At 57.6% G+C, this 22469-nt stretch carries 20 protein-coding genes; 10 read left to right on the top strand and 10 right to left on the bottom strand.

The window, feature by feature from the left end; all coding sequences use genetic code 11:
* Nucleotide 1 precedes the first annotated feature (1 nt).
* A complete protein-coding gene (locus tag SLH49_RS13130) occupies nucleotides 2-778 on the bottom strand; it encodes an ABC transporter permease (protein ID WP_320269584.1) in 777 nt (258 codons plus the stop codon).
* Nucleotides 779-881: 103 nt separating this feature from the next.
* Between SLH49_RS13130 and SLH49_RS13135 the strand changes: the two genes are divergently transcribed.
* Together SLH49_RS13135 and SLH49_RS13140 are read left to right on the top strand one after the other, a co-directional pair.
* Complete coding sequence (locus tag SLH49_RS13135; protein ID WP_320269585.1) at nucleotides 882-2969, top strand: 4Fe-4S binding protein; 2088 nt, start codon at nucleotides 882-884, stop codon at nucleotides 2967-2969.
* Nucleotides 2969-3844: an FAD:protein FMN transferase gene (locus SLH49_RS13140; RefSeq protein WP_320269586.1), complete on the top strand. Its 876-nt coding sequence runs from the start codon at nucleotides 2969-2971 to the stop codon at nucleotides 3842-3844. Before SLH49_RS13135 ends, SLH49_RS13140 begins: the two co-directional genes overlap by 1 nt.
* A 56-nt stretch (nucleotides 3845-3900) precedes the next feature.
* On the opposite strand, the gene SLH49_RS13145 is transcribed toward SLH49_RS13140, so the two are convergent.
* From SLH49_RS13145 to pedF, 6 genes are all read right to left on the bottom strand, one after another.
* The gene (locus SLH49_RS13145) at nucleotides 3901-4689 is read right to left on the bottom strand and encodes a xanthine dehydrogenase family protein subunit M (RefSeq protein ID WP_320269587.1); all 789 of its coding nucleotides are present in this window, start codon (nucleotides 4687-4689) and stop codon (nucleotides 3901-3903) included.
* Nucleotides 4690-4704: 15 nt separating this feature from the next.
* Nucleotides 4705-7074 carry a xanthine dehydrogenase family protein molybdopterin-binding subunit gene (locus tag SLH49_RS13150; protein WP_320269588.1) on the bottom strand — a complete coding sequence of 790 codons (2370 nt, stop codon included), beginning with the start codon at nucleotides 7072-7074 and terminating at the stop codon, nucleotides 4705-4707.
* A 70-nt stretch (nucleotides 7075-7144) separates the two neighbouring features.
* Nucleotides 7145-7630, bottom strand: coding sequence for a (2Fe-2S)-binding protein (locus SLH49_RS13155; RefSeq protein ID WP_320269589.1), 486 nt, complete (start codon nucleotides 7628-7630; stop codon nucleotides 7145-7147).
* Between the two features lie 33 nt (nucleotides 7631-7663).
* Nucleotides 7664-8176, bottom strand: coding sequence for a carbon monoxide dehydrogenase subunit G (locus SLH49_RS13160; RefSeq protein WP_320269590.1), 513 nt, complete (start codon nucleotides 8174-8176; stop codon nucleotides 7664-7666).
* A 79-nt stretch (nucleotides 8177-8255) separates the two neighbouring features.
* On the bottom strand, nucleotides 8256-9134 hold the full coding sequence (locus SLH49_RS13165) for a substrate-binding periplasmic protein (protein WP_413785295.1): 879 nt from the start codon (nucleotides 9132-9134) through the stop codon (nucleotides 8256-8258).
* A 24-nt stretch (nucleotides 9135-9158) separates the two neighbouring features.
* On the bottom strand, nucleotides 9159-9857 hold the full coding sequence (pedF, locus tag SLH49_RS13170; protein ID WP_320269592.1) for a cytochrome c-550 PedF: 699 nt from the start codon (nucleotides 9855-9857) through the stop codon (nucleotides 9159-9161).
* A gap of 151 nt (nucleotides 9858-10008) precedes the next feature.
* On the opposite strand from pedF, the gene SLH49_RS13175 reads away from it, so the two are divergent.
* Genes SLH49_RS13175 through SLH49_RS13200 form a run of 6 tightly spaced genes read left to right on the top strand, consistent with a single transcriptional unit; the run spans nucleotide 10009 to nucleotide 14680 of the window.
* Nucleotides 10009-11175, top strand: a complete 1167-nt coding sequence (locus SLH49_RS13175; RefSeq protein WP_413785285.1) for an ABC transporter substrate-binding protein — start codon at nucleotides 10009-10011, stop codon at nucleotides 11173-11175.
* A complete protein-coding gene (locus SLH49_RS13180) occupies nucleotides 11172-12134 on the top strand; it encodes a YVTN family beta-propeller repeat protein (protein ID WP_320269594.1) in 963 nt (320 codons plus the stop codon). The genes SLH49_RS13175 and SLH49_RS13180 overlap by 4 nt, the downstream gene beginning before the upstream one ends.
* A gap of 9 nt (nucleotides 12135-12143) precedes the next feature.
* Nucleotides 12144-12584, top strand: a complete 441-nt coding sequence (locus SLH49_RS13185; protein WP_320269595.1) for a hypothetical protein — start codon at nucleotides 12144-12146, stop codon at nucleotides 12582-12584.
* Complete coding sequence (locus tag SLH49_RS13190; RefSeq protein ID WP_320269596.1) at nucleotides 12581-13297, top strand: ABC transporter ATP-binding protein; 717 nt, start codon at nucleotides 12581-12583, stop codon at nucleotides 13295-13297. Before SLH49_RS13185 ends, SLH49_RS13190 begins: the two co-directional genes overlap by 4 nt.
* Complete coding sequence (locus SLH49_RS13195) at nucleotides 13294-14085, top strand: ABC transporter permease (RefSeq protein ID WP_320269597.1); 792 nt, start codon at nucleotides 13294-13296, stop codon at nucleotides 14083-14085. Before SLH49_RS13190 ends, SLH49_RS13195 begins: the two co-directional genes overlap by 4 nt.
* 58 nt (nucleotides 14086-14143) lie before the next feature.
* Nucleotides 14144-14680, top strand: coding sequence for a sel1 repeat family protein (locus SLH49_RS13200; protein WP_320269598.1), 537 nt, complete (start codon nucleotides 14144-14146; stop codon nucleotides 14678-14680).
* Here the strand turns inward: SLH49_RS13200 and SLH49_RS13205 are convergent.
* Entirely contained in the window at nucleotides 14677-15342 is a 666-nt protein-coding gene (locus SLH49_RS13205) for an ABC transporter ATP-binding protein (protein WP_320269599.1), read from the bottom strand. The genes SLH49_RS13200 and SLH49_RS13205 overlap by 4 nt on opposite strands.
* A gap of 1 nt (nucleotide 15343) precedes the next feature.
* The gene (locus SLH49_RS13210) at nucleotides 15344-16315 is read right to left on the bottom strand and encodes an ABC transporter substrate-binding protein (RefSeq protein ID WP_320269600.1); all 972 of its coding nucleotides are present in this window, start codon (nucleotides 16313-16315) and stop codon (nucleotides 15344-15346) included.
* 358 nt (nucleotides 16316-16673) lie between these two features.
* Between SLH49_RS13210 and SLH49_RS13215 the strand changes: the two genes are divergently transcribed.
* Nucleotides 16674-17168 carry a cell wall hydrolase gene (locus SLH49_RS13215; RefSeq protein ID WP_320269601.1) on the top strand — a complete coding sequence of 165 codons (495 nt, stop codon included), beginning with the start codon at nucleotides 16674-16676 and terminating at the stop codon, nucleotides 17166-17168.
* Between the two features lie 248 nt (nucleotides 17169-17416).
* Complete coding sequence (locus tag SLH49_RS13220; RefSeq protein ID WP_320269602.1) at nucleotides 17417-17602, top strand: hypothetical protein; 186 nt, start codon at nucleotides 17417-17419, stop codon at nucleotides 17600-17602.
* A 2-nt stretch (nucleotides 17603-17604) separates the two neighbouring features.
* Here the strand turns inward: SLH49_RS13220 and SLH49_RS13225 are convergent, their stop codons facing one another.
* Entirely contained in the window at nucleotides 17605-22161 is a 4557-nt protein-coding gene (locus tag SLH49_RS13225; RefSeq protein ID WP_320269603.1) for a cellulase family glycosylhydrolase, read from the bottom strand.
* Nucleotides 22162-22469 lie beyond the last annotated feature (308 nt).

Consider the following 22469-nt stretch of genomic DNA (forward strand, 5'->3'; position numbering starts at 1 on the left):
CTCAGATCTGTCCAGGGGCGAGGCGCCATTTCGTGGCGCGTTTTTCAAACAGATTGATGACTGTCCATTCCAGGGCGAGGATGAACAGGACAAAGCTGAACGCATAGGCCATGACATAGCCAATCTCGAAGAGCTGAAAGTAAAGATGGATCTGAAAGCCAATCCCGTCACTGCGCCCCAGAAACTCGACCACCAGAACGATTTTCCAGATAATTGCCAGCCCGTTTCGAGTGCTTGATGCGATGAAGGGCCAAAGCTGCGGCAAAACCACGTGCCGAAAATGCGTGCCGCGTTTCATTCCAAATGAATGGGCCATATCTTCAAGCTGTGGATCTAGGGCGCGGGTGCCTTCCCGGATCGTAACTGCAACCATCGCCGTCTTGTTGAGTGCTACAGCTACGATAGCAGCCGTCTCGTTCAACCCGATCCAAAGATAGCACAAGACAATCACAACAAGCGCCGGGATGTTCAGAAACACGACCAGCCACGCCCCGAACCAGCGATCCAGTGTCTTGTTGCGTCCCATCGCAAAACCGATGATCAGGCCCAGTGTCATCGCCAACCCAAATGCCGCCGCCACACGCCAGATCGTTGCGATCATGTGGCGCGCCAATTCACCAGATGCGGCTTCTGCCCGGGCGATGTGCCAGACCTCCAAAGGCGTTGGTAATACGGTTGGATCGGCCTTGAGCCAAGCTAGGACGGTCCAGAAAACGATCAATCCGATCAGGGAGATCGTGGTGATAACACCGTTCAATTGGGGCGTGGTGGACGTCATGACGACATCCTGTCATGAAATCTTTTGCGACCCCAACGCCAAATCACCCGTCTCATACCTAAGTCGCATAGGACAAGGTGCGACCCCCGCATAGAGTTACACCATGCGCGTACTCAAAGTTTGCTTGGGTTTTGTTCTGCTGGTCGTTCACGCCGCGGCAAGCCTTGCTGCGCCGTTGGATCGTGACGCATTGGCACCCTTCATCGTGCCGCCAATGTCGTTGGGTGAACGGCTCAACGATGAAGGTGTCTGGCAGCTTTTGAATTCAGGTGGCGCAGAGGCTGGCTTTGTCTTCGAAACTGAACCGATGGCCCCGTTACCGGGGTTTTCGGGTGCTGCGATCAACATGCTTGTTGTGCTCGATCTTGATGGTCGCTTTCTGGATGTGAAGCTGATTTCCCACAATGAACCGATATTTGTCTCCGGCCTGGGCGAGGCGCCGTTTCACAAGTTCTTTGAGCAGTATCGCGGACACTCGATTTCTGACAATCTGGTGGTCGGCACGCCCTATGGCAGCGGGAGCGACGGATCATCTTTGGTCTATCTGGATGGCGTGACCAAGGCCACGGCCTCGGTCCGCATCGCTCACGAAAGCATTCTGGCCGCAACGCTGAAAGTCGCCCGTGAGAAGATGAGCGGTGTTGCCACAGGCCCGCCAGCCTTTCCTGATATGGATTATCGCGAGGATTTGTCCTGGGCTGATCTGGTCGAACAGGGGTTGGTTGCGCACCGTGCCGTAACAAATGCCGAGATCGATGCAGAGTTTGCCGGAACGCTCTGGGAATTTGACGACCCGGAAGCGCAAGCCGATCCCGATGGGACATATCTTGACCTCTGGGTTGTTGATATCGGCCCACCTGCGATTGCGCAGGCGGTCTTGTCCCCGTCGACATTCGCAGAGCTGCAGGATTTCATGGCGATTGCGACGACGGACGAACCTGTGCTGGTCATTGAAACTGCGCGGCATGGGCTCGTGACAGATGACTTTGTCCGCAACACGTCACCCGATCTTATCAGTGCAGAACAGGGGGGATTTCCGATTGCGCTGCGGGATGCGGATATCTTTATCCAGCTGCATCCTGACTTGCCGGATACGCTTCATTATGGCTCAGCGATGATCCTGCGGACGGATCGCCGGTTGGGGTTTGATCCGACAGCGGAGTGGTCGTTGAATGTCGCCGCGCTCCGCGAGCATGGGATGTTTCAGCCGCAGATCGGATCGGTGACCATTGGCACCACGCTTGCAACGGACCCACGGTTCTTCATGCGCCCAGAATTGGTCGCACCAAGGCCCGCATGGCTGGATGCGTTATTGAACCGTTTGACGGATCTGGCGATCCTGGGTGCCTTTCTTATTGGTCTGATTGCACTGCTCGGCCTGCGATTGAACCGACTTGCCGGACATAAACACTTTACGCCGATCCGGCTTTTGGTCCTTGCTTTTGTGACCGGCTTTATTGGTTGGTGGGGACAAGGGCAGCTGTCGATTGCGACGCCATTGGCGGTGATCCGCACCGCGTTTGAAGGGGGCAGTTTTGCGTTTCTTCTATACGATCCATTCTCGCTCCTCCTTTGGGCTGTCACAATCGTCGGTTTCGTGCTGTGGGGCAGGGGCCTCTTTTGCGGCTGGCTCTGTCCGTTTGGTGCCTTACAGGAATTCACACATCATATTGGTCGTTTCCTGCGTTTGCCGCAGATTGAACCGTCTGCGGCCTGGGACAATCGCTTGAAATTGCTGAAATATGTTGTGCTTGCTGCGCTGGTCATACTGGTTTTCACCGCGCCGGCACGTCTCGACAAAGCAATCGAGGTGGAACCGTTCAAGACCGCCATTACCACCTTCTTTATTCGCGAGTGGTATTATTTGGCCTATGCCGTGGGCCTGCTCTTATTGTCGATGGTCCTCTTCAAAGGCTTCTGTCGCTATGTCTGCCCATTGGGCGCCGTGATGGCGATTGGGGGGCTTCTCCGTGGGCGCGACTGGATCGCGCGGCGCGCGGAATGCGGATCACCTTGCCAACTATGCAATGTCAAATGCAGCTATGGCGCGATCAAGAAAACGGGCGAAATCCAGTATTCCGAATGCTTCCAGTGTCTTGATTGCGTGACGATCCACGATAGCGCTAAGCAATGCGTGCCACTGATCCTTGCCAGCAAGAATGGACGCACCTTGCAGAAAGCGGTCGCGTGATGCGCATGAATCGTCGACGTTTTCTCTCAATCAGTGCTGCTATGCTGGCCACGCCGGCCTGGGCAGGGGTGCATTCTTGGCAAGGCCGCGCCCTGGGGGCAGATGTGAGCCTGAAGATCAGAGGCGCGCGCGGTGCTTCGGTGGCGGTCCTTGCACAGATGCGCGCACTGCTGAGTGAAGTTGAGCAATTGTTCAGCCTCTACGACCCCTCTTCGGCAGTGGTTCGGCTGAACAACGAGGGAGTTCTGGACAATCCCCCAGAGCGGTTTACAGCGCTTCTAGCTGACGCAGACCGCGCCCATGACCTGACAGACGGGCTGTTTGATCCTAGCGTGCAGCCGTTATGGCGTGCATTGGCCGGTGACGGAGACGTCGCACCGGCACGTTCTCTAGTCGGTTGGAATAGGGTGCAATGGGATGCGAGCCGCATCCAGCTTGGTGCAGGTCAGGCGCTGACCTTCAACGGCATTGCCCAGGGTTTTGCGACGGATTTGGTGACAGAGCATCTGTCGGCCTCGGGTCTCACTGACGTGCTCGTCAATATCGGCGAATATCGTGCCATTGGCGGGACGTGGCGGCTGGGGATCAGCGATCCGCAACATGGCCAGTTGGGTATGCGTACACTGCGCCGTGGCGCGATTGCGACGTCCAGCCCGTCCGCAATGGCGCTCGGTGACGAGGGGCATATCCTACATCCTAAAGCACATCCGCACTGGTCAACCGTCTCGGTCGAAGCCGATAACGCGACGCTCGCCGACTGCCTCTCAACGGCCTTGTGTCTCGCGCCGCGTCAAATGATCGAACAGGTCCGCACAACACCACGTGTGAAGCGGATTACACTTGTGGATTTTGAGGGAAATCTGACCAGCCTCTAATCGCGAAGTACTGGTGGTCAATCAAGGGGCGCCGCGGATCGCGACGCCCCGTCTTGTTATGATGCTGCCGTCACTGCGCGACCTGTCATCACCTTGCCCAGATGCGCCCGGTATTCGGCGCTGCCATGCAGATCGCTGATCAGGTTATCGGCTGGCACGCTCAGCCCCGCGATTGCATTTGCGGTGAAGTCGCTTGAAAGCGCCTCTTCCGCGGCCGTCCAGCGAAATACGCCGTCATTCGAAGCACCCGTGACCGCGACTCGGACGCCATCGCTGTACTTCGCAACAAAGACGCCGACGAGCGCAAAGCGCGAAGCAGGCTGAACGAATTTCTGATAATTCGCCTTTTCGGGTACGGGGAAGGAGACGGCGGTGATGATCTCACCTTCGTCCAGCGCCGTGGTAAACATGCCCTGGAAATAGTCATCCGCCGCGATTTGCCGCGTGTTGGTGATGACCGTCGCACCCGATCCTAGCGCTGCCGCCGGATAGCAAGCAGCTGGGTCGTTATTGGCCAGTGAGCCTCCGATGGTCCCGCGATTGCGCACCGCAGGATCGCCGATATTGGCTGCGAGGTCGGCGAGGGCAGGGTATGTGCCTCCAACCTGTGCGGCCACTGTGGCATGGGTCGTCGCCCCGCCGATGCGAATGTTGCCCCCTTCAGAGGTGACGCCGTGCATCTCGCTCACTGCGCCGAGCGAAACGAGTTTCGAAGGTGCCGCCAACCGTTGTTTCAAAGTGGGGATCAGCGTTTGCCCACCTCCCAATGCCTGCGCGTCCTCGGCTCCCAAAGCGGCAACGGCATCGGCCACAGAGGCCGGGCGTTCAATGTCAAATGCATACATGTCCGCTCTCCTTTCTTAAGCGTTGTTCATGGCCGACCACACGCGGTGCGAGGTCATCGGCATGTCGATATGGGTGACGTTTTTGCCGCCCGATTGCAGGGCGTCGATTACGGCGTTGACCACGGTAGGTGGTGAGCCGATGGCCCCCGCCTCGCCACAGCCTTTCACACCCAAGGGATTGTGCGTGCAGGGATTTCCCTTGCTGTGATCAACGATGTAGAAAGGCAGATCGTCTGCGCGTGGCATGGTGTAATCCATGTAGCTGGCCGACAGGAGCTGTCCGTTTTCGTCGTAAGTCGTGTTCTCGACCAGCGCCTGGCCGATCCCCTGACCAAGCCCGCCATGGACCTGACCGGTCACCACCATCGGGTTGATCACATTGCCGAAATCATCAACGGCGGTCATCCGGTCCACGCGGACCTTGCCGGTTTCGGGATCTACTTCAACTTCGCAGCAATAGGCCCCCGACGGGTAAGTGAAGTTCGCCGGATCGTAGAATGCCGTCTCTTCCAGCCCCGGCTCGATATCTTCAAGCGGGAATTCGTGGGGGATGTAGGCTTTCAAAGCGACCTCACCGAAGCTGACCGACTTGTCCGTACCCGCAACGCTAAAGACACCATCGTTGAGGGTGATATCCTCGTCGGACGCTTCCAGCATATGGGCGGCGATCTTCTTGGCCTTGTTGATGATCTTCTCAGTCGCTCGCACCACGGCAGAGCCGCAGACTGCCAGCGAGCGGGAGCCGTAGGTGCCCATGCCGAAGGGGATCTTGGACGTGTCGCCGTGCACAATATCGACGCTTTCGGCATCAATCCCCAGCATCTCTGCCACGACCTGTGGGAAGACCGTCTCGTGGCCCTGCCCATGGCTGTGTGCGCCGACCATCACTGACAGGTTGCCGGTGGCGTTCACACGTACCGTCGCTGCATCGTAAAGGCCCACGCGTGAGCCGAGCACACCCACAAGGTTCGACGGGGCAATGCCGCAAGCCTCGATATACGCATTCACACCAAAGCCGCGCAGCAGGCCCTTGGCCTCGGATTCCTTGCGCCGCGCTTCAAAGCCCGCCTTGTCGGCCACCTTCTCCATCTGGTCCATCAGGGCGTCATAGTTGCCGCTGTCATATTCAAGACCCGCAGCAGAGGCGAAAGGATACTGGTCCGGCTTCACAAAGTTCTTCCGACGCAGTTCGATCGGATCCATCCCGATTTCACGCGCGGCCTTGTCGATGACCCGTTCGAGCGAGAATGTGGCCTCCGGCCGACCCGCGCCGCGATAGGCGTCGACGGGGGCGGTGTTGGTGAAGACCGCCTTCACATTCACGTAGACCAGCGGCACGGTGTAGTTCCCGGCCATCAGCGTGCCATGCAGGAAGGTGGGTGTGGCAGTCGAGAAGTTCGACAGATAGGCCCCCACATTCGCCATGGTCTCGGTCCGGAAGGCGAGGAAATTACCTTCGGCATCCAGCGCCAATTCGATCTTGGTCACGTGGTCGCGGCCATGGGCGTCGGTTAGGAAGGCCTCGGTTCGGTCGGCGGTCCATTTGACGGTGCGGCCTAGTTTCTTGGCCGCAGCCAGCACCAGCGCCTCTTCCCCGTAATGGTAGATTTTGGAACCGAAACCACCACCCACATCGGGCGCAATCACCGTCAGTTTGTTCTCCGGGATCCCCATCACAAAGGCACTAATCAAAAGCCGCGTGAGGTGCGGGTTCTGACTGGTTGTGTGCAGCGTGTATTCATCCGTGCCGGGGTTGTAATGGCCAATCGAGCAGCGCGGCTCCATCGCGTTAGGAACCAGACGGTTATTCACCAATTCCAGCGTGGTGACGTGATGCGCGTTCTTGATCGCCTCATCGGTGGCGGCGCGGTTGTCTTCGATCCACCCCCAATCGAAGCATTGGTTTGTGCCGATTTCATCATGCACATAGTTATCGCTAACCAGCGCGTCTTTCATATCCACGATAGCGGGTAGTTCCTCGATATCAGCCTCAATCGCCTCAACCGCGTCACGCGCTTGTGCAACGGTTTCAGCGATGACTGCGGCATAAGCGTCGCCCACATGGCGGACCTTGCCATGCGCCAGCACTGGGCGCTTGGGCTCATGCATTGGCGTGCCGTCGCGGCTGTTGATGAGCCAGCCGGCAGGGTTACCTCCCACCTCGGCGAAGTCTTCGCCGGTGAAAATAGCGAGCACGCCCGGCATTGCGGCGGCGACGGACGTATCAACAGATTTAATCCGACCATTGGCAATGGTTGATCTGGCGAAGACCGCAGCGCATTCGCCTTGCGTCTGAATGTCGTCCGTATACTGGCCGCGGCCGGTCAGAAAGCGGACATCTTCGCGGCGCGTGGTGGCCGCGCCAATTCCGGTGTCTTTGGGCATTTATGCTTCTCCCTCTTGGGACGGCAATTTTTCATCGAAAAATTGGCCCCAAATTTTTTGAAAAATTTGGTTACTCGGCGGCAATGGCGGAAACATCCTGACCGGATGCCGCCATGATGGCCTTCACGATGTTGTGGTAGCCCGTGCAGCGACAGATATTGCCTTCGAGGTATTCGCGAATTTCGCCCTCACTCGGCTTGGGATTGTCCTTCAGCAGGGCGGCCGCCGACATGACCATGCCGGGCGTGCAAAATCCGCATTGCAGACCATGATGATCCTGAAAGGCCTGCTGGATCACATTGAGCGAGCCATCGGCATTCGCCTGTCCCTCAATAGTCCCCACATCGGTGCCATCGGCCTCAATCGCGAACATCGCGCAGGCCTTCACGGCCTGACCATTTACATGCACCACGCAGGCGCCGCATTGCGAGGTGTCGCAGCCGATATGTGTGCCGGTCAGACGCAGGTCTTCCCGCAGGAAGGTCGACAACAGCGTGCGCCCCTCAACCTCACCGGAAACAGCCTTGCCGTTTACGGTCATTGTTACTTTCGTCATCCCTTCCTCCCTTTGGATAAACTGATTGGCGGTTCAGGCGCGTCTCAGCTTGCTGAACCACCCTTTTTTCTTGGTCTCTTCAGTGTCTGCTTCATCATCCTCACCGGGTGGCTCAACGGCCTCCTGAAAGTTGGCGAAGAACTGATCGGCCATCTTCTTGGCAAAGCCGTCGATGATGCGCGAACCAAGCTGAGCAAGTTTGCCGCCCACCTTTGCCTCGACATCATATTCAAGCACTGTCGTGTCGCCTTGTGCTGTCAGCCGCACATCGGCCCCTCCTTTGGCAAAACCTGCCGGACCACCTTTGCCCTCGCCGGTAATGGTCAGGCTTTGATGTTCCACCTGATCGCTCAGCTGCACGGCACCTTTGAAGGTCGCCTTCACCGGTCCAACCTTTTGCGTCACGACCGCTTCAAACCCGTCCTTGGATGACCCCGTCATTTCGGTACATCCAGGCACACATTCCTTGAGCACTTCGGGGTCCAAAAGACCGTCCCAAACGGTGGCGATATCGGCGTTTATGGTGCGGCTTCCAGTCAGGTTCATGGCTTTGTCCGTTTCATTTCCTTAAGCAGACTAGGTGTCTGCGATGGATCGCGATATGCGACCAAGGGCTTAGTCTTTGCTATCTTTCAGGCTCTTGAAAACTCAGCCCATAATCGGCGTAGATTGCAGCAATGCGTCCGTCCTGTAGGGCATAATTGATCGCGTCGTCGACTGCGTAGGACAGGGGGCGGTAACGAAAGTTCACCGCAACACCCAGCGTCCATTTGCTGACCGCGAAGCCCGCGAGCGGTGGCTGATGCACGTCGCTGCTATCCGAGAGGCCATATTCAATCTGGCTCAGTGGGCCCATGGCGGCCATCACCTCGCCGCTGTTCAGCGCCGTCATGGCATCCGCCATTGTCGTATAGTGCTGGATATTGCCCGCCATCTGCCCACCCGCGAACGACGACAAATAGAAGTCGGCGATGGAATCGTTTTCCACTGCGACAGTGTCAAAGCGGAAATAGGCCGGGACGGGCTTTTCCTCGGGATAGCTGGCCTTGTCATAAGCGATGGCGATGGACTCGGCGGCGTATTGACCGGTAAAGACCACCTGTTCGACTCTGCACTTAAAACTGGAATCGTAAGGCACGCGCATCATCACATTTGCGACGCGCCCGCTAATCAGCGGCCCTTTCCAGATGTTATTCCGCAGGTCGGCTTCCAGGTTTTCGCCCGCATCGACGAAGTTGAAACGCGCTTCAACACCCAGATCCTCGGCAATGATCCGGGCAATCTCAATATCCACGCCGCGAGGCTGGCCACCTTCCTCCCACGAATAAGGCGGGAAGTCTTCGTAAACAGCAAAGAGCATGTGGCCCTGATCCTGGATCTTGTCCAACTCCTGCCCAACAATATCGCGGCCCACATTCTGCGGTCGCTGTTGTGGGGTATAGTCCGCGCAGGGATCATCGGCATGGGCCTTACCGGCTGAGAAAAGGGCCAGCGTCAAACACAACGACCGTAGGATCAATGCTGCCCCCTATTGCGCTGCGGAAAGGCCAATCGTCAGCGTCTCCGCCGCAGCCGCATAGGCCGCCGGCGTGCCATCGATCAGATTTGCCGCGCGGAAAGCCACACTGTCAGCCACCGGCGCGCCAGAGATCGTGGGAATTTCCGAAGCAATTTCGCTCAGCCGGGCTTTCAGCGCCTCGGCGTCCGCACCGGACGCGTCTTTGGCATACATCTCAAGCTGGTCACGCAAACTGGCAAGCTCGCCGGTGAACTGGCTCATGACCTCATCGTCGGGGCGGGTTTCGATATAAGTGCGAATGGCCCAGGCAGCATCCTGGCCAAGCAGATCACCGAAGGCCGGCATTTTGGTGATACCGTTCTGGGTAAAGCCGTTCCGATACCGCTCCAGATACCATTCATCGTCATAGTCGGCAGCCTGCAAGAGCCGCAGATCAGGGGCGAGCCCGCCTGAGACGACCTCTAGCCCATGACATCTTGCGCAATTCTGGTTGTAACCAGACGCGCCAATTTCAAGCGCGCGCAGCCATACCTCTTCCCCCGCAGTCTCTGCACGGTAGGGGTTTTCGAACAGCCATTCATCACCCGTTTCCGGCAAACCGCTCGTATCCACGGCTTGCGGGGCCACATCACCATGGGCATTTACAAAGGTTGCCGTCGCCAGAAGGGCGGCAATCGTCAGGCCATGTCGCAGGGTTGGTGTGGTCATCGGTCCAGTCTCCAAACGGGTCAATTCCTTGTTTACAATATCTTAGACAGGCGGCGCGCGCCGGTGATATTGGACCTTGGTTGTGTATGCCCGCAAACCAAGACCAAGGTCGTATTCAACTCCCGGTTAAGCCCTTGTTAACCTCTTATCTATGGGGAGGAATTTTCTAATAACGACCGCGTTTGTGGCGTGCTTCGGGACGACCGCGCGGGCCGACGTTGCGTTGAATATCGGCTACTTGTCGGTGTTTGAGCAGCAACCGCCCACGCTGTCCAACCTTGATCCAGAGCCCGAAGATATCGGGCTCGCCGGTGCGTTGACGGGCCTTGAAGACAATACCACAACCGGTCGTTTTCTGGGTCATACTTACGCGATCAGCGAGGTGATTCTGGAGGAGGGGGATGACCCGCTTGCCGCCGCCGCTGATCTGTTGTCCCAGACATCCTTTGTCATTCTGGATGCGCCTGCCGACACGCTTTTGGCGATTGCCGATCTGCCAGAAGCGCAAGATGCGCTGCTTTTTAATGCGGCTGCTGGCGATGCTGCACTGCGCAATGAGGCTTGCCGCGCGAATGTGCTGCACACGCTGCCCTCTGACGCGATGCGCACCGATGCATTGGCGCAGATGTTTGTCAAAAAGCGCTGGGGCGATCTGGTCATGATCGCAGGCACGCATCCAAGGGACCTGGCTTATGCCGATGCACTGCGGGCAAGCCTTACGAAGTTCGGCCTGGAACTCGACGCCGAGAAAACCTGGGCCTTTGACGCAGATATGCGCCGGGCCGCCGCGCAAGAGGTGCCGCTCTTTACGCAAGACTTTGGTGACTACGATGTGTTGGTCGTCGCCGATGAGCTACAGGATTTCGGACGCTATATTCTTTACAATACGTGGCAGGCCCGCCCCGTTGCGGGGTCCGAAGGGCTGACGGCCATCACCTGGTCATCAGTCATCGAACAATGGGGTGCCGCGCAACTGCAAAACCGGTTTGAAGAGGCGCATGGCCGCAACATGACCAGTCAGGATTATGCGGCCTGGGCAGCAGTCCGATCGTTGGGTGAGGCCGTGACGCGCACCAATGCCGCCGATCTCGCGACCTTGCGCGATTACATCCTGTCGGGTGAATTTGAACTCGCCGGATTCAAGGGGCGTCCGCTGACCTATCGCGACTGGAACGGGCAGCTTCGCCAGCCCATCGCTATCGCCCATCCCCGCGCATTGGTCGCGCAAGCCCCGCTTGAGGGGTTTCTGCACCAGACCAACGAACTCGACACCCTCGGGCTCGACCGGCCCGAAAGCAATTGTGAGGCTTTTCAATGATCCGCACCGCTCTGCTTGCAACGACACTATTGGCATCCCCGGCACTCGCGGGTGAGATTTGGGTGACCAATGAAAAGGACGACACCGTCTCGGTCATCTCGACCGAAACGCTGGAGGTGATCCAGACCTATCCGACCGGTGAACGCCCGCGCGGGATCACGTTTTCCAAGGATTACAGCGTGCTTTACATCTGCGCGTCTGACAGCAACGCGGTGCAAGTGATGGACCCGGATACGGGCGAAATCCTGCATGACCTGCCATCGGGCGAGGACCCGGAGCAATTCGTCCTGCACCCCAACGACCGGCACCTTTACATCGCCAACGAGGATGACGCGATCACCACGGTCGTCGACACCGAAACCCGCCGTGTGATCGCGCAGATTGACGTGGGGATTGAGCCGGAAGGCATGGCCGTCTCCCCCGATGGCACGATCGCCATCACGACGTCCGAGACGACCAATATGGCCCATTGGATCGACACCGAAACGCAGGAGCTGTTCGCCAATACACTCGTTGACAGCCGTCCGCGCCACGCCGAATTCGTGGCAGGCGGCACACAGCTTTGGGTCAGTTCCGAGATCGGCGGGACCATCACGGTCTTCAATGTCGCAGATCAGTCCGAGATCGCGAAGATCGACTTTAATGTGCAGGGCGTGCATCCCGACCGGGTGCAGCCCGTGGGGTTTGAGCTGACAGCGGACGAAAAGACCGCCTTTGTGGCGCTTGGCCCGTCCAATCATATCGCCGCTGTGAATACCGAAACCTTTGAGGTCGAAGACTACATCCTCGTTGGGCGTCGTGTCTGGCACATGGATTTCAACGGCGACAAAACGCAGCTTTTCACCACCAATGGTGTGTCAGGCGATGTGACCGTGATCGATGTCGCCTCCCGCACGCCCATTAAAACAATCAAGGTTGGCCGCTTCCCCTGGGGCGCCGCCTATCGTCCGACAGAGTAAGGAAAAGACATGAAAATCACAGCAATTGCCGCAATGCTCGCCCTCGCGGCGACACCACTTCTGGCGGATGATGACGATACCGGCTTTGGCGCGGCTGGCCTTCTCTCGGGCGGAAACAAGGAAGACTTGCCGCCCATCATTCTGTCTGCCGGGGAACCGCTTTCCGGCGCGCCTTGGGAGCTGAAATCCGGCACCTACTATGAGTTCGAAATTCAGGGCGATGGCAGTCAAGAACTTGCCCTTGTCGGCCCCGAATTCTTCCGTGCGATCTGGATCGATGAGATCGTCGTCGAAGGCCTCGAAATCCGCCCCCTTGGCCTCGATAGCGTCGAATTTGACGAAGCGGGCGAGATGGAGATCGGGTTTATCGCGATCAAACCCGGAGCCTACTACATCAAAATTCCCGGCACGACAGGCGAGACTCAACGGCTTGAGATCACTATCGAATGACCGGCATTCGCGTCGCAGATCTGACTTACAGCTACGGCGCGAAAATGGCATTGGATGGGGTGAGCTTTGATGTGGCACCGGGCGCGTTCTGTGCTCTGCTCGGCCCAAATGGTGCCGGTAAATCAACGCTCTTTAACCTGCTGACACGATTATTCGTCGCTCCGCGCGGGCGGATTGAGATTGCGGGCCATGATCTGGCCAGAGCACCGAGGGCCGCGCTCGCCAAGTTAGGGATCGTCTTTCAACAACCCACTCTCGACCTTGATCTGACCGTGCGCCAGAACCTGAGCTACTTTGCCGCCCTGCACGGACTTTCGGGACGCAACCGCGCGCAGCGGATCGATCAGGTGCTGGAGCGGCTGCATATCGCGGACCGGGCGCGCGAAAAGGCACGCACCCTGAATGGCGGTCACCGCCGACGTACCGAGATTGCGCGCGCTTTGCTGCATGATCCGGCGGTGCTGTTGCTGGATGAGCCAACAGTGGGTCTCGATGCCGCCTCTCGCGCGGCCATCACAGATCATGTGCATGGCCTGGCCGACGACGGCACCACGATCCTGTGGGCCACGCATCTGGCGGATGAGGTGCGGCCCGATGACCGGCTCGTGATCCTGCATCGGGCCAAGGTACTGGCAGACGGGCTGGCGCACGACGTGAGCGGAGACACCTCCTTGCAAGAGGCATTCCTCGCCATGACATCCGAGGCCGCATGAACGGCTACCTCCCCGCCTTGATCGCCATCGTCACACGCGAGGCGTTGCGGTTCATCCATCAACGCGAACGGTTTGTGGCAGCACTGGTTCGCCCGCTTGTCTGGCTCTTGGTCTTCGCCGCCGGGTTCCGCGCGGCACTTGGCCTCTCAATCATCCCACCCTACCAGACCTACGTCACCTACGAGACCTACATCGTCCCCGGTCTCTGCGGGATGATCTTGCTGTTTAACGGCATGCAATCGTCACTCAGCCTCATCTACGACCGTGAAATGGGTTCAATGAAGCTACTTTTGACTAGTCCCTTGCCCCGCTGGTGGCTCTTGATGTGCAAGCTCCTTGGGGCCACTGCCATCTCGATCCTCCAGGTTTATGCATTTCTCGCCATTGCTGCCGCGTTCGGCATCGCCATGCCCGCCCTCGGCTATGTCGCTGCGTTGCCCGCTTTGGCAGTGGCCGGGCTGATGCTGGGGGCGCTTGGCTTGCTCTTGTCCAGCTTTATCAAACAGTTGGAGAACTTCGCAGGTGTGATGAACTTCGTGATCTTCCCCATGTTCTTCATGTCATCCGCGCTTTACCCACTCTGGAAAATGGCTGAATCGTCAGAGCTGCTTCACGATATCTGCGCTCTCAATCCGTTTACGCATGCTGTGGAGTTGATCCGTTTCGCGCTCTATCTCCAGTTTAACGGACCGGCACTCGGCTGGACTGTTCTGGCCGCATGTGTGTTCACAACGGCTGCACTTTGGGGATACAGCCCGGAAGGCACGGGAATACGTCGCAAAGGCTGACCTTTTCTATGACCATTGATCGGCTGATTTTGCACTGACGCTGTGCTAAGCATGCTTCATGAGATACATTGCACCACTAATCGCCCTTTTGGCCACGCCCGCATTTGCCGACGATCCGTCCCAATATGGGACGACAAACCCCGATGAGATGACATGGCAACGCTTCGTTGAACGCGCCGAAGACGGCGAGACGGGCATGGTGCTGTGCTCAATGGGGTATGCGTTGACAAAATCCGGCGACCACGATGCCGCACGAACCCTGTTTTTGAACTGTGCCGAGGACGGCTATACCGGGGCGATGACCTGGATGAGCCAGCTCGACAATAATGGGCTAGGCGCAGAATACGACCCTGATGCCGCCGCAGAATGGGACCGCCGTGCAGCAGCGCTGGGTGATCCGGTCGGCAAGTTCAACTACGGTCTTGATCTGCTGCGCGGTCATGGGGTCGAAAAGGACGAAGCGCGCGGTCGCCAACTTGTAGCCGAGGCCGCACAAGAGGGGCTACCCATCGCCCGTCGGCTGGAGGCTGCAGATTACGATCTGGATGAAGTCACCCCCGATGCGGACAACTGGAAATACGCTCCGGTCTTCTAGGCATTGTTCATGAAGTCGCTGGTAATGCGTGCCGGTGCACCCGAGAGCGCGACGATACGATCCGCCAACTTGCGCGCCTCTTCTTCGACATGCGTCACCAGAATGGTTGTGACGGGGTAGGTGTCACGCAGTCGCGCGAACAACGTCATCATGTCGTTCGTGAGGGCAGGGTCAAGTGATACGAAGGGTTCATCAAGCAACAAAAGATCCGGATGGACGGCAAATGCTCTCGCCAATGCCAGCCGCCGCTGCTGGCCCAGTGACAGCCTATTGGGAAACGTGTCGGCGCGATCAGCCAAGCCAACGTCCGCCAGTAGAGCGTCCGCGGCGGTGCCAGAAACACCAGTCGGGATCGTGACGTTGTCACGTACGCTGCGCCAGGGCAGCAATGTTGGTTCCTGAAAGACCATCGCGACTTTGCCATCGATCCGGCAGTGTCCCGCAAAGGATTGTTCCAGCCCGGCAAAAATGCGCAATAACGAAGACTTTCCGATACCGGACGGCCCGACGAGGGCAAGCGTTTGGCCACGCGGGACTGTCAGGCTGATATCATGCAGAACAACCTCATCTTCGTAGGCCAATGACGCAAGCTGCAGATCAAGAACCGGGGGTTGTCGACCGGCTTCCTGATGCGTCATCTGAACCGTGTCGATTAGCGCCACGCTAGCTTCCGTTTTGCAGGAATGTTCCCTCCGGCAACGCGGTCGCGTCGCCGAGCAGCTCTGCGCCGCCGAGGCTATACATCAACTCCAGCATACGGCCAGCCGCTGCTTCATCGATAGGTCCGTCTGCCGGAATGCCCGCGCGGAAGCCCGCGACGAGAGCTGCAAATTGCGCATCGGTGTCCGCATTCATGTTAGGGCGCAAGCGATCCCATTCGGCATCGTCCACGGCCAGCAAATCCTTGGCCGCGCGGGAAGCTGCGGCAAATCCATTGACCAGTTCAGGATTGTCTCGCATCAACTCGCCCCTCACGACATAGCCCAAAAGTGGCGTTTCGGGATCAAGTCCCAAATCAGATGCAGCCTCTGACACGTCAATCAGCGTTCGCATCCCAGCTGCATTCATCTTGGCCCCGAAATGCCAGAAATTGATCGCGGCACCCACTTCTCCGGACATGGCAGAACCAAAGATCAATGGCGGGGCGCCAAAAACCTGTTCCGTTTCTGAAGCCAGGTCCATGTTGTGGTTCTTTTCAGCATAAGCCTGCAGGATCAGCCAGCTCTTGTCCAAGGGGCCACCGGCGATACCGATCTGCGTACCGGCAAGGTCTGAGATATGCTGCGCCGGACTGTCTTCAGGCACCATAATGCCACCCACAGCCTTGGAGTAGGGGATGAAAACATAGTCCCGGCCCGCCGCGCGCTGCCTCGCGACCCATAGCCAATCCGAGACAATGACATCAGCTTCGCCACCTTGAAAGGCGACCTTGGCAGCCGATCCACCCGCCACACCCTGGACTTCCAGATCGAACCCATTCGCAGCATCCAGTTCATGATGTTGGATGGTGTTGAGTTCCCAGTTCACGGTTCCGAACTTCAAGACTGCAATACCCAGCGTTGGCGTATCGGCCAGACCGACGGTTGCGACACAAACCGCAATTGCTGCGGCGCTGATGGATTTGATGAATGTCATTGAGGCCTCCCTAGCTGGCGCAATGTTACCAGCACGGGCCAGAACAGAAATATGACCAAAGGCAGGGGGCAGTGGTGGAGCCAATTTGGCGGTTCTTCCTATTGATGAGATTACCGACAGTAGCGAAAACAACAACTTAACATTTTCAAATCACTGGACGTTGTTTTGTACAGGATTCGAGCTCGAAACCGGCCTTGAGGTATAGGGTGGGCGAGACCTGCAACGCCGGGCAACATAGGCAAAAGCACGAATGAGATCATAGTTTGCCTTGCTCACCGCAGCCTCGCGCTACAGACTGATCTTAGAGAACAATCAAGAAACTTGATTACAGATGCAGTATTTTACGTCAAAGCAGCTCATGACCTTGATGTTGGTGTTCGCCTGTAGCCTTACCGGTTGCACACGTCAGTCGCAGTCGGGTAGGGGGCTTGCCTCTGCGGCAGACATCGATTGTATGGCCCGCGCCATGTATTTCGAGTCGAACCGCTCAAGCCGCGATGGCATGATCGCTGTCGGCAGTGTCGTAATGAACCGGGTGCAATCCGATGATTTCCCGAACACAGTTTGTGATGTCGTCAGCCAGAGAAACCAGTTTGCGCCGGGTGTGATGACCAAGGCAATGAACGGCTCGGGCCAAGCCTTGGCGGAAGCCTCGGCGATTGCTGTGCTTGGCGGCGAAAAGCACCCAAATATCGCGGACGCAAAGTTCTTTCACGCTGCGTGGTATGATGCTGACTTCAACAACATTCACTACGTCCTAACGACGGGTGGAAATGCTTTCTATGAAAAGCGGCGACCTGAGAATGTGACGTCACCAAATCCACTTCCGCAGATCGAAGGGATCACAGGCTAAGAGCGGCTGCGTAGTACCTAGCGTGTACCGTTAAGCAAAGGCGCCCTCATGCGCTGCAGCGATCACCTGATTATGCCTTTGCAAGAGGCGCGTCGTATTCCATCAATTCAGTCTCATCATTTGCGAACGCCAACAAAATCTGTCGGATCGTCTGATTAATGGGACTGTCTTGGCCAGGAATTCAGTGTCTTGGTAAATTACGCTTTTAAGGCTCACTTGCCCGACGTGTTCCAGTCCGAAAGTCCTGAATGCCGACACTCATTGACAGCGTGGTGAAGGGCAGGGGCGCCCAAGGCGGACATTGCTATTTCTTCGTCACCACCGGGCAGGTCAGCGATGACATCGGCGGGCGGGCGTTGCTCGACAGCCTGCCAAAGGCCTTTCTCTCTGCAATCGCACCTGCAGCCACGTCATGTATTGGTGACGAACCCTGACCCTAGAAGCCCATCATGTCCTCGGGCACCATCAGCATGTCATTCATGATATCGGCAGCCGGATCAGCCATGGGATCAAAAACAACCCTTTGAGCAGGCATCGCTTCGTTACCCTCGCCCAAGAGCATGTCCAGAAGGTAGGTGAATGCCTCTTCCCGCGGTGTTTCCCAATCGTCCTTGACCACCCCGCCAGTGTCACCGGAATTCGGATTCCATGACCACATGGCCCAGTCGATATCGTTTTCCAACAGATATTCGGCGAGAACCGGACCCCAGTCTTTGTCTGTCTGGTTTTCAAACTTCGACCCAAATTCACCCAAAAGCACCGGTGCAATGCCCTGTTCTTCGATAAAGCCCCAGTTTTCGCTGAAGATTTGCGGGAGAGTCGTTTCCGCGTCATAGCCTGCTTCGGTGAAGTAAGGCTGTTCAAACACCGATGTCGCATATTCATGCGGTGAATAGACGAGCTTGTTGTCCGCGTTGAGCTCAATCGGACGATCAGCCACGCCTTTAAGATTACCGCCCCACCAGTGGCTTTCACCTTGATAGGTTTCGACACCTTCGACGATGATCAACTCATCGGGGTTGCTTTCCAGCAGCATGTTCCCGACTTGCTCGGCGATAGGTGCCCATTCGTCCCAGCTATACCCGTGCGGTTCGTTCAGCAGGTCAAAGCCAATGACGGCTGGATGATCACCGAATTTTTCGGCCATTGCGGCCCATTGCGCCATAAAGGCATCAACATCGACAAGGCGCCCGCCACCTTCAGGCCCGTTGCCGGGTGTCTGACGGTGCATGTCAAGCAAGACACCGATACCACGCTCTGCTGCGGCATCGAGGAATTCAGCCATCACATCGAGCGATGACATGCCGGCCAATGCCGGGTTTTCGCCGGTGTTGATACCGGTTGGTGTGGCGTCGGTCAGTGCGAGTTCACCCGCGAAAGGCAGCCGGATCATGTTAAAGCCAAAGGCCTCAATATCATCCAGCATCTCTTCCATGTTGCGAGCCCAGAGGCCGTGCAGCATGCTGATATCAGTTTCAAAGCCGAACCAGTTGACACCTTTGAGGTCGACCTTCAAGCCGTCCGCATCCACGATGTCAGTGCCAACGGTTGACAGCGGTCCATTTAGGACGTCACCGCCACCGGGCGTGTTGCCGCCACCAGTATTGCCACCGCCAGTGTCACCACCGGTGTTCCCACCCCCAGCGTCTCCGCCTGTGTCACCACCTGCGTCGCCACCCGTATCTCCGCCAGTGTCACTGCCCGTATCGCCACCAGTGTCACCACCGGTATCAACGGGCTGACCATTGACGGTGACGCCTGAGATTGTCGCGTCGTTACCTGCCGCCTGGAAACCAAACGAGATTTCCTGACCAGCGGCAACATCAGCATTATAGGACGCGTTCTTGACCGTGTAGACATCGCCGTCTTTGCTTACAATCTCTGCATTCCAGATATTGGTGATCTCTGCGGTTGAGGTGAAGGTGATGGTCCAGCCGTTTGTGGCCGCGTCGGGTGTAAAGGTCGCCTCGGCCACAAAACCACCATTCCATTGGTTGCTGGTATCAAAGGCGACGGTGTCGCTTGAACCGCCCATATCGCCACCACCCATGTCGCCGCCGCCATCCATGCCACCGTCACCGCCGGTATCTGCGGTATCGTTGTCGATGATTGTACCAGTTGCGGTCAGGCTACCTGTGATATTGTCACCCGCCACAGTCAGCGTGAAGGTTTCATCCCCCTCCACCAGGGTATCCGGATGCACGGCCACCGTCACTGTCTTGGTCTGTTCGCCCGGCGCAAAAACCAGTGTTCCGCTTGCTTCGTGATAATCCCAAGCCGTTATGTTAGTGGTATCGGCCACTGCGGTGCCATCGGCTGTCGCATAGGTCAGCGTCACCTCTTCTGATGCCGGGGCATCAAGCGAGACACTGAAGACAATGTATTTGTGGCCATCATCATGCACATGGGATGTTCCATCGCCATGCATATGGGGCATGCCCGGATCACCCTCGGTCACCGAACCACCTGTCACTGTGACGTTGATCGGGGCGCCGGCGTCCCCATCGCCCGTATCGCCGCCGTTATCTCCACCACCCATATCGCCACCGCCGCTGTCGTTACCGTTACCCTGGCCGATTGGCGTGCCTGTGTAGTCCGGCTGGCTGTGATAAGGTGCCCGATCGACCAGACCGGCCATCGGGACGCTCTTGCCGCTATAGATGTTTTCGTAGGTGAACCCGTCGATCTGGTCCGTCAGACCCATCCGTCCGGCCACATTGTCCTCGATCTGGTTGGCGCGCCATTCGAAATGGTCGCTCGTCAGTTCGCTCATCGACACGTTGCGCAAGGTCAGGCTTTGACCCGTGATCGGGCTGTAGAAGCGCGCGCCTTCTGCCGTATCTTCGGCCACAAAGTTCAGCCCCTGATCCCCACGGACGCTTAGGTAGAACATGCTGATCTTGTCAGTGGCGGGGTTGAAATCAACGGTCTCAACCAGACCCGCTTCGTGCGAGCGGACATAGACCGTGTTCTCGCGCACAAGGCCCGTGCCGTTTTCAAAGGCCAGGGACGCACTAAGGTCCTGCTGCAGATGCGCGTCCGCGATCGGAGCGAAGTTGCCTGCCGTCAGGTCCTTGAGATACACGCCCTCAAGCAGCGTTGATTTGCTGCTGTCGAACATGTGGATCATGGCAAAACCGTCGGCTGTATCGACGCCGATCTGGTTGTGGATTGAATCCGTGCCGAGGTCGAACACGTCCTTTGACGGATCAAAGCCGGTGATCACATCGGTTGAGCCGACGGCATAAGTCTGGCCACCGCCAACTGTAACACCACCGGTATTGCCACCGCCAGTATTGCCGCCGCCGGTGTTGCCACCCCCAGTGTCGCCGCCACCGTCATAGCCGCCGCCAGTGTCGCCGCCCATGTCGCCGCCGGTATCACCCCCCATATCGCCACCGCCCATATCACCGCCTGTGTCAACAGCCTCTCCGTTGACTGTCACATCTGCGATGGTGGCGTCATTGCCTGCGGCCTGGAACCCGAATGAGATTTCCTGACCCGCAGCAACGCTAGCGTTATAATCAACGTTCTGGATCGTGTAGACATTGCCTTCCTTGCTCACGATCTCAGCGTTCCAGATATTTGTAATCTCTGCCGTGGATGTGAAGGTGATTGTCCACCCATTAGTGGCTGCATCCGGTGTGAATGTCCCTGCGGCAACGAACCCACCATCCCACTGATTGCTGGTGTCGAACGCAACGGCGCTTGCGCCATCGCCCATATCGCCACCTCCCATGTCACCGCCGCCGGAATCTGCGGTGTCGTTGTCGAAGATGATCCCTGTTGCGACCAGATCGCCGGTGATATTGTCGCCAGATATCTGGAAAGTGAAGGTTTCAGTCAACTCGACAAGCGTGTCGGGATGGACGGCAACCGGAACAGATTTCGTCTGCTCGCCGGGTGCGAAGACCAGCGTACCCTTGGTTTCATGATAGTCCCAGGCGGTGCTGTTGGTAGTGTCAGCTACCGCCAGGCCGTCAGCGGTCGTGTAGTTCAGAGAGATTGCGGATGTGGCGGGCGCATCAAGCGAGACACTGAAGACAATGTATTTGTGGCCATCATCATGCACATGGGATGTTCCATCGCCATGCATATGGGGCATGCCCGGATCACCCTCGGTCACCGAACCACCTGTCACTGTGACGTTGATCGGGGCGCCGGCGTCCCCATCGCCCGTATCGCCGCCGTTATCTCCACCACCCATATCGCCACCGCCGCTGTCGTTACCGTTACCCTGGCCGATTGGCGTGCCTGTGTAGTCCGGCTGGCTGTGATAAGGTGCCCGATCGACCAGACCGGCCATCGGGACGCTCTTGCCGCTATAGATGTTTTCGTAGGTGAACCCGTCGATCTGGTCCGTCAGACCCATCCGTCCGGCCACATTGTCCTCGATCTGGTTGGCGCGCCATTCGAAATGGTCGCTCGTCAGTTCGCTCATCGACACGTTGCGCAAGGTCAGGCTTTGACCCGTGATCGGGCTGTAGAAGCGCGCGCCTTCTGCCGTATCTTCGGCCACAAAGTTCAGCCCCTGATCCCCACGGACGCTTAGGTAGAACATGCTGATCTTGTCAGTGGCGGGGTTGAAATCAACGGTCTCAACCAGACCCGCTTCGTGCGAGCGGACATAGACCGTGTTCTCGCGCACAAGGCCCGTGCCGTTTTCAAAGGCCAGGGACGCACTAAGGTCCTGCTGCAGATGCGCGTCCGCGATCGGAGCGAAGTTGCCTGCCGTCAGGTCCTTGAGATACACGCCCTCAAGCAGCGTTGATTTGCTGCTGTCGAACATGTGGATCATGGCAAAACCGTCGGCTGTATCGACGCCGATCTGGTTGTGGATTGAATCCGTGCCGAGGTCGAACACGTCCTTTGACGGATCAAAGCCCGTGATTATCTCCATAGAGCCGACGGCATAGGTCTGGCCACCTGCAAGAACACTATCTGTGCCCATGCCCCCGTTCGCGCTGTCCATATACATATTATGCTTCTCCATCGTTCCTCGTTTTCCGCCAATGGCGGGCTCGGGCGTAATCGTCGACGTGGATTCACACAGGTCTGAGGAGTTGTTCAGCCGTGTGAGTCACATGAAATTTGAAGTCCTAACTTCACGCCTACAAAACCGGCCTAACGTAATCAACGGCGTATACATTATCAGGCGAAAGCATGCCCAAGCGGCTTGCGATAATTCGCCGAAGAGATTTACTGTTTCCTTTTGTGAGACGAATCTATCACCGGGGAGCTTACTGTCCTTGATTTGCAACTTCGTTGAATACTGAATTCGACTACTGCCTAAGGACGACA

Source organism: Cognatiyoonia sp. IB215446 (assembly GCF_033963825.1).
Taxonomy (GTDB): Bacteria; Pseudomonadota; Alphaproteobacteria; order Rhodobacterales; family Rhodobacteraceae; genus Yoonia.

What these genes read in the sequence shown, in the direction of transcription:
- SLH49_RS13215 (WP_320269601.1), top strand. Translation starts at nt 16,674, where the DNA reads ATGACCTTGATGTTGGTGTTCGCCTGTAGCCTTACCGGTTGCACACGT.
- SLH49_RS13180 (WP_320269594.1), top strand. Translation starts at nt 11,172, where the DNA reads ATGATCCGCACCGCTCTGCTTGCAACGACACTATTGGCATCCCCGGCA.
- SLH49_RS13225 (WP_320269603.1), bottom strand. Translation starts at nt 22,161, where the DNA reads ATGGAGAAGCATAATATGTATATGGACAGCGCGAACGGGGGCATGGGC.
- SLH49_RS13210 (WP_320269600.1), bottom strand. Translation starts at nt 16,315, where the DNA reads ATGACATTCATCAAATCCATCAGCGCCGCAGCAATTGCGGTTTGTGTC.
- SLH49_RS13160 (WP_320269590.1), bottom strand. Translation starts at nt 8,176, where the DNA reads ATGAACCTGACTGGAAGCCGCACCATAAACGCCGATATCGCCACCGTT.
- SLH49_RS13220 (WP_320269602.1), top strand. Translation starts at nt 17,417, where the DNA reads ATGCCGACACTCATTGACAGCGTGGTGAAGGGCAGGGGCGCCCAAGGC.
- SLH49_RS13130 (WP_320269584.1), bottom strand. Translation starts at nt 778, where the DNA reads ATGACGTCCACCACGCCCCAATTGAACGGTGTTATCACCACGATCTCC.
- SLH49_RS13175 (WP_413785285.1), top strand. Translation starts at nt 10,009, where the DNA reads ATGGGGAGGAATTTTCTAATAACGACCGCGTTTGTGGCGTGCTTCGGG.
- SLH49_RS13135 (WP_320269585.1), top strand. Translation starts at nt 882, where the DNA reads ATGCGCGTACTCAAAGTTTGCTTGGGTTTTGTTCTGCTGGTCGTTCAC.
- SLH49_RS13190 (WP_320269596.1), top strand. Translation starts at nt 12,581, where the DNA reads ATGACCGGCATTCGCGTCGCAGATCTGACTTACAGCTACGGCGCGAAA.
- SLH49_RS13145 (WP_320269587.1), bottom strand. Translation starts at nt 4,689, where the DNA reads ATGTATGCATTTGACATTGAACGCCCGGCCTCTGTGGCCGATGCCGTT.
- pedF (WP_320269592.1), bottom strand. Translation starts at nt 9,857, where the DNA reads ATGACCACACCAACCCTGCGACATGGCCTGACGATTGCCGCCCTTCTG.
- SLH49_RS13185 (WP_320269595.1), top strand. Translation starts at nt 12,144, where the DNA reads ATGAAAATCACAGCAATTGCCGCAATGCTCGCCCTCGCGGCGACACCA.
- SLH49_RS13195 (WP_320269597.1), top strand. Translation starts at nt 13,294, where the DNA reads ATGAACGGCTACCTCCCCGCCTTGATCGCCATCGTCACACGCGAGGCG.
- SLH49_RS13200 (WP_320269598.1), top strand. Translation starts at nt 14,144, where the DNA reads ATGAGATACATTGCACCACTAATCGCCCTTTTGGCCACGCCCGCATTT.
- SLH49_RS13155 (WP_320269589.1), bottom strand. Translation starts at nt 7,630, where the DNA reads ATGACGAAAGTAACAATGACCGTAAACGGCAAGGCTGTTTCCGGTGAG.
- SLH49_RS13140 (WP_320269586.1), top strand. Translation starts at nt 2,969, where the DNA reads ATGCGCATGAATCGTCGACGTTTTCTCTCAATCAGTGCTGCTATGCTG.
- SLH49_RS13150 (WP_320269588.1), bottom strand. Translation starts at nt 7,074, where the DNA reads ATGCCCAAAGACACCGGAATTGGCGCGGCCACCACGCGCCGCGAAGAT.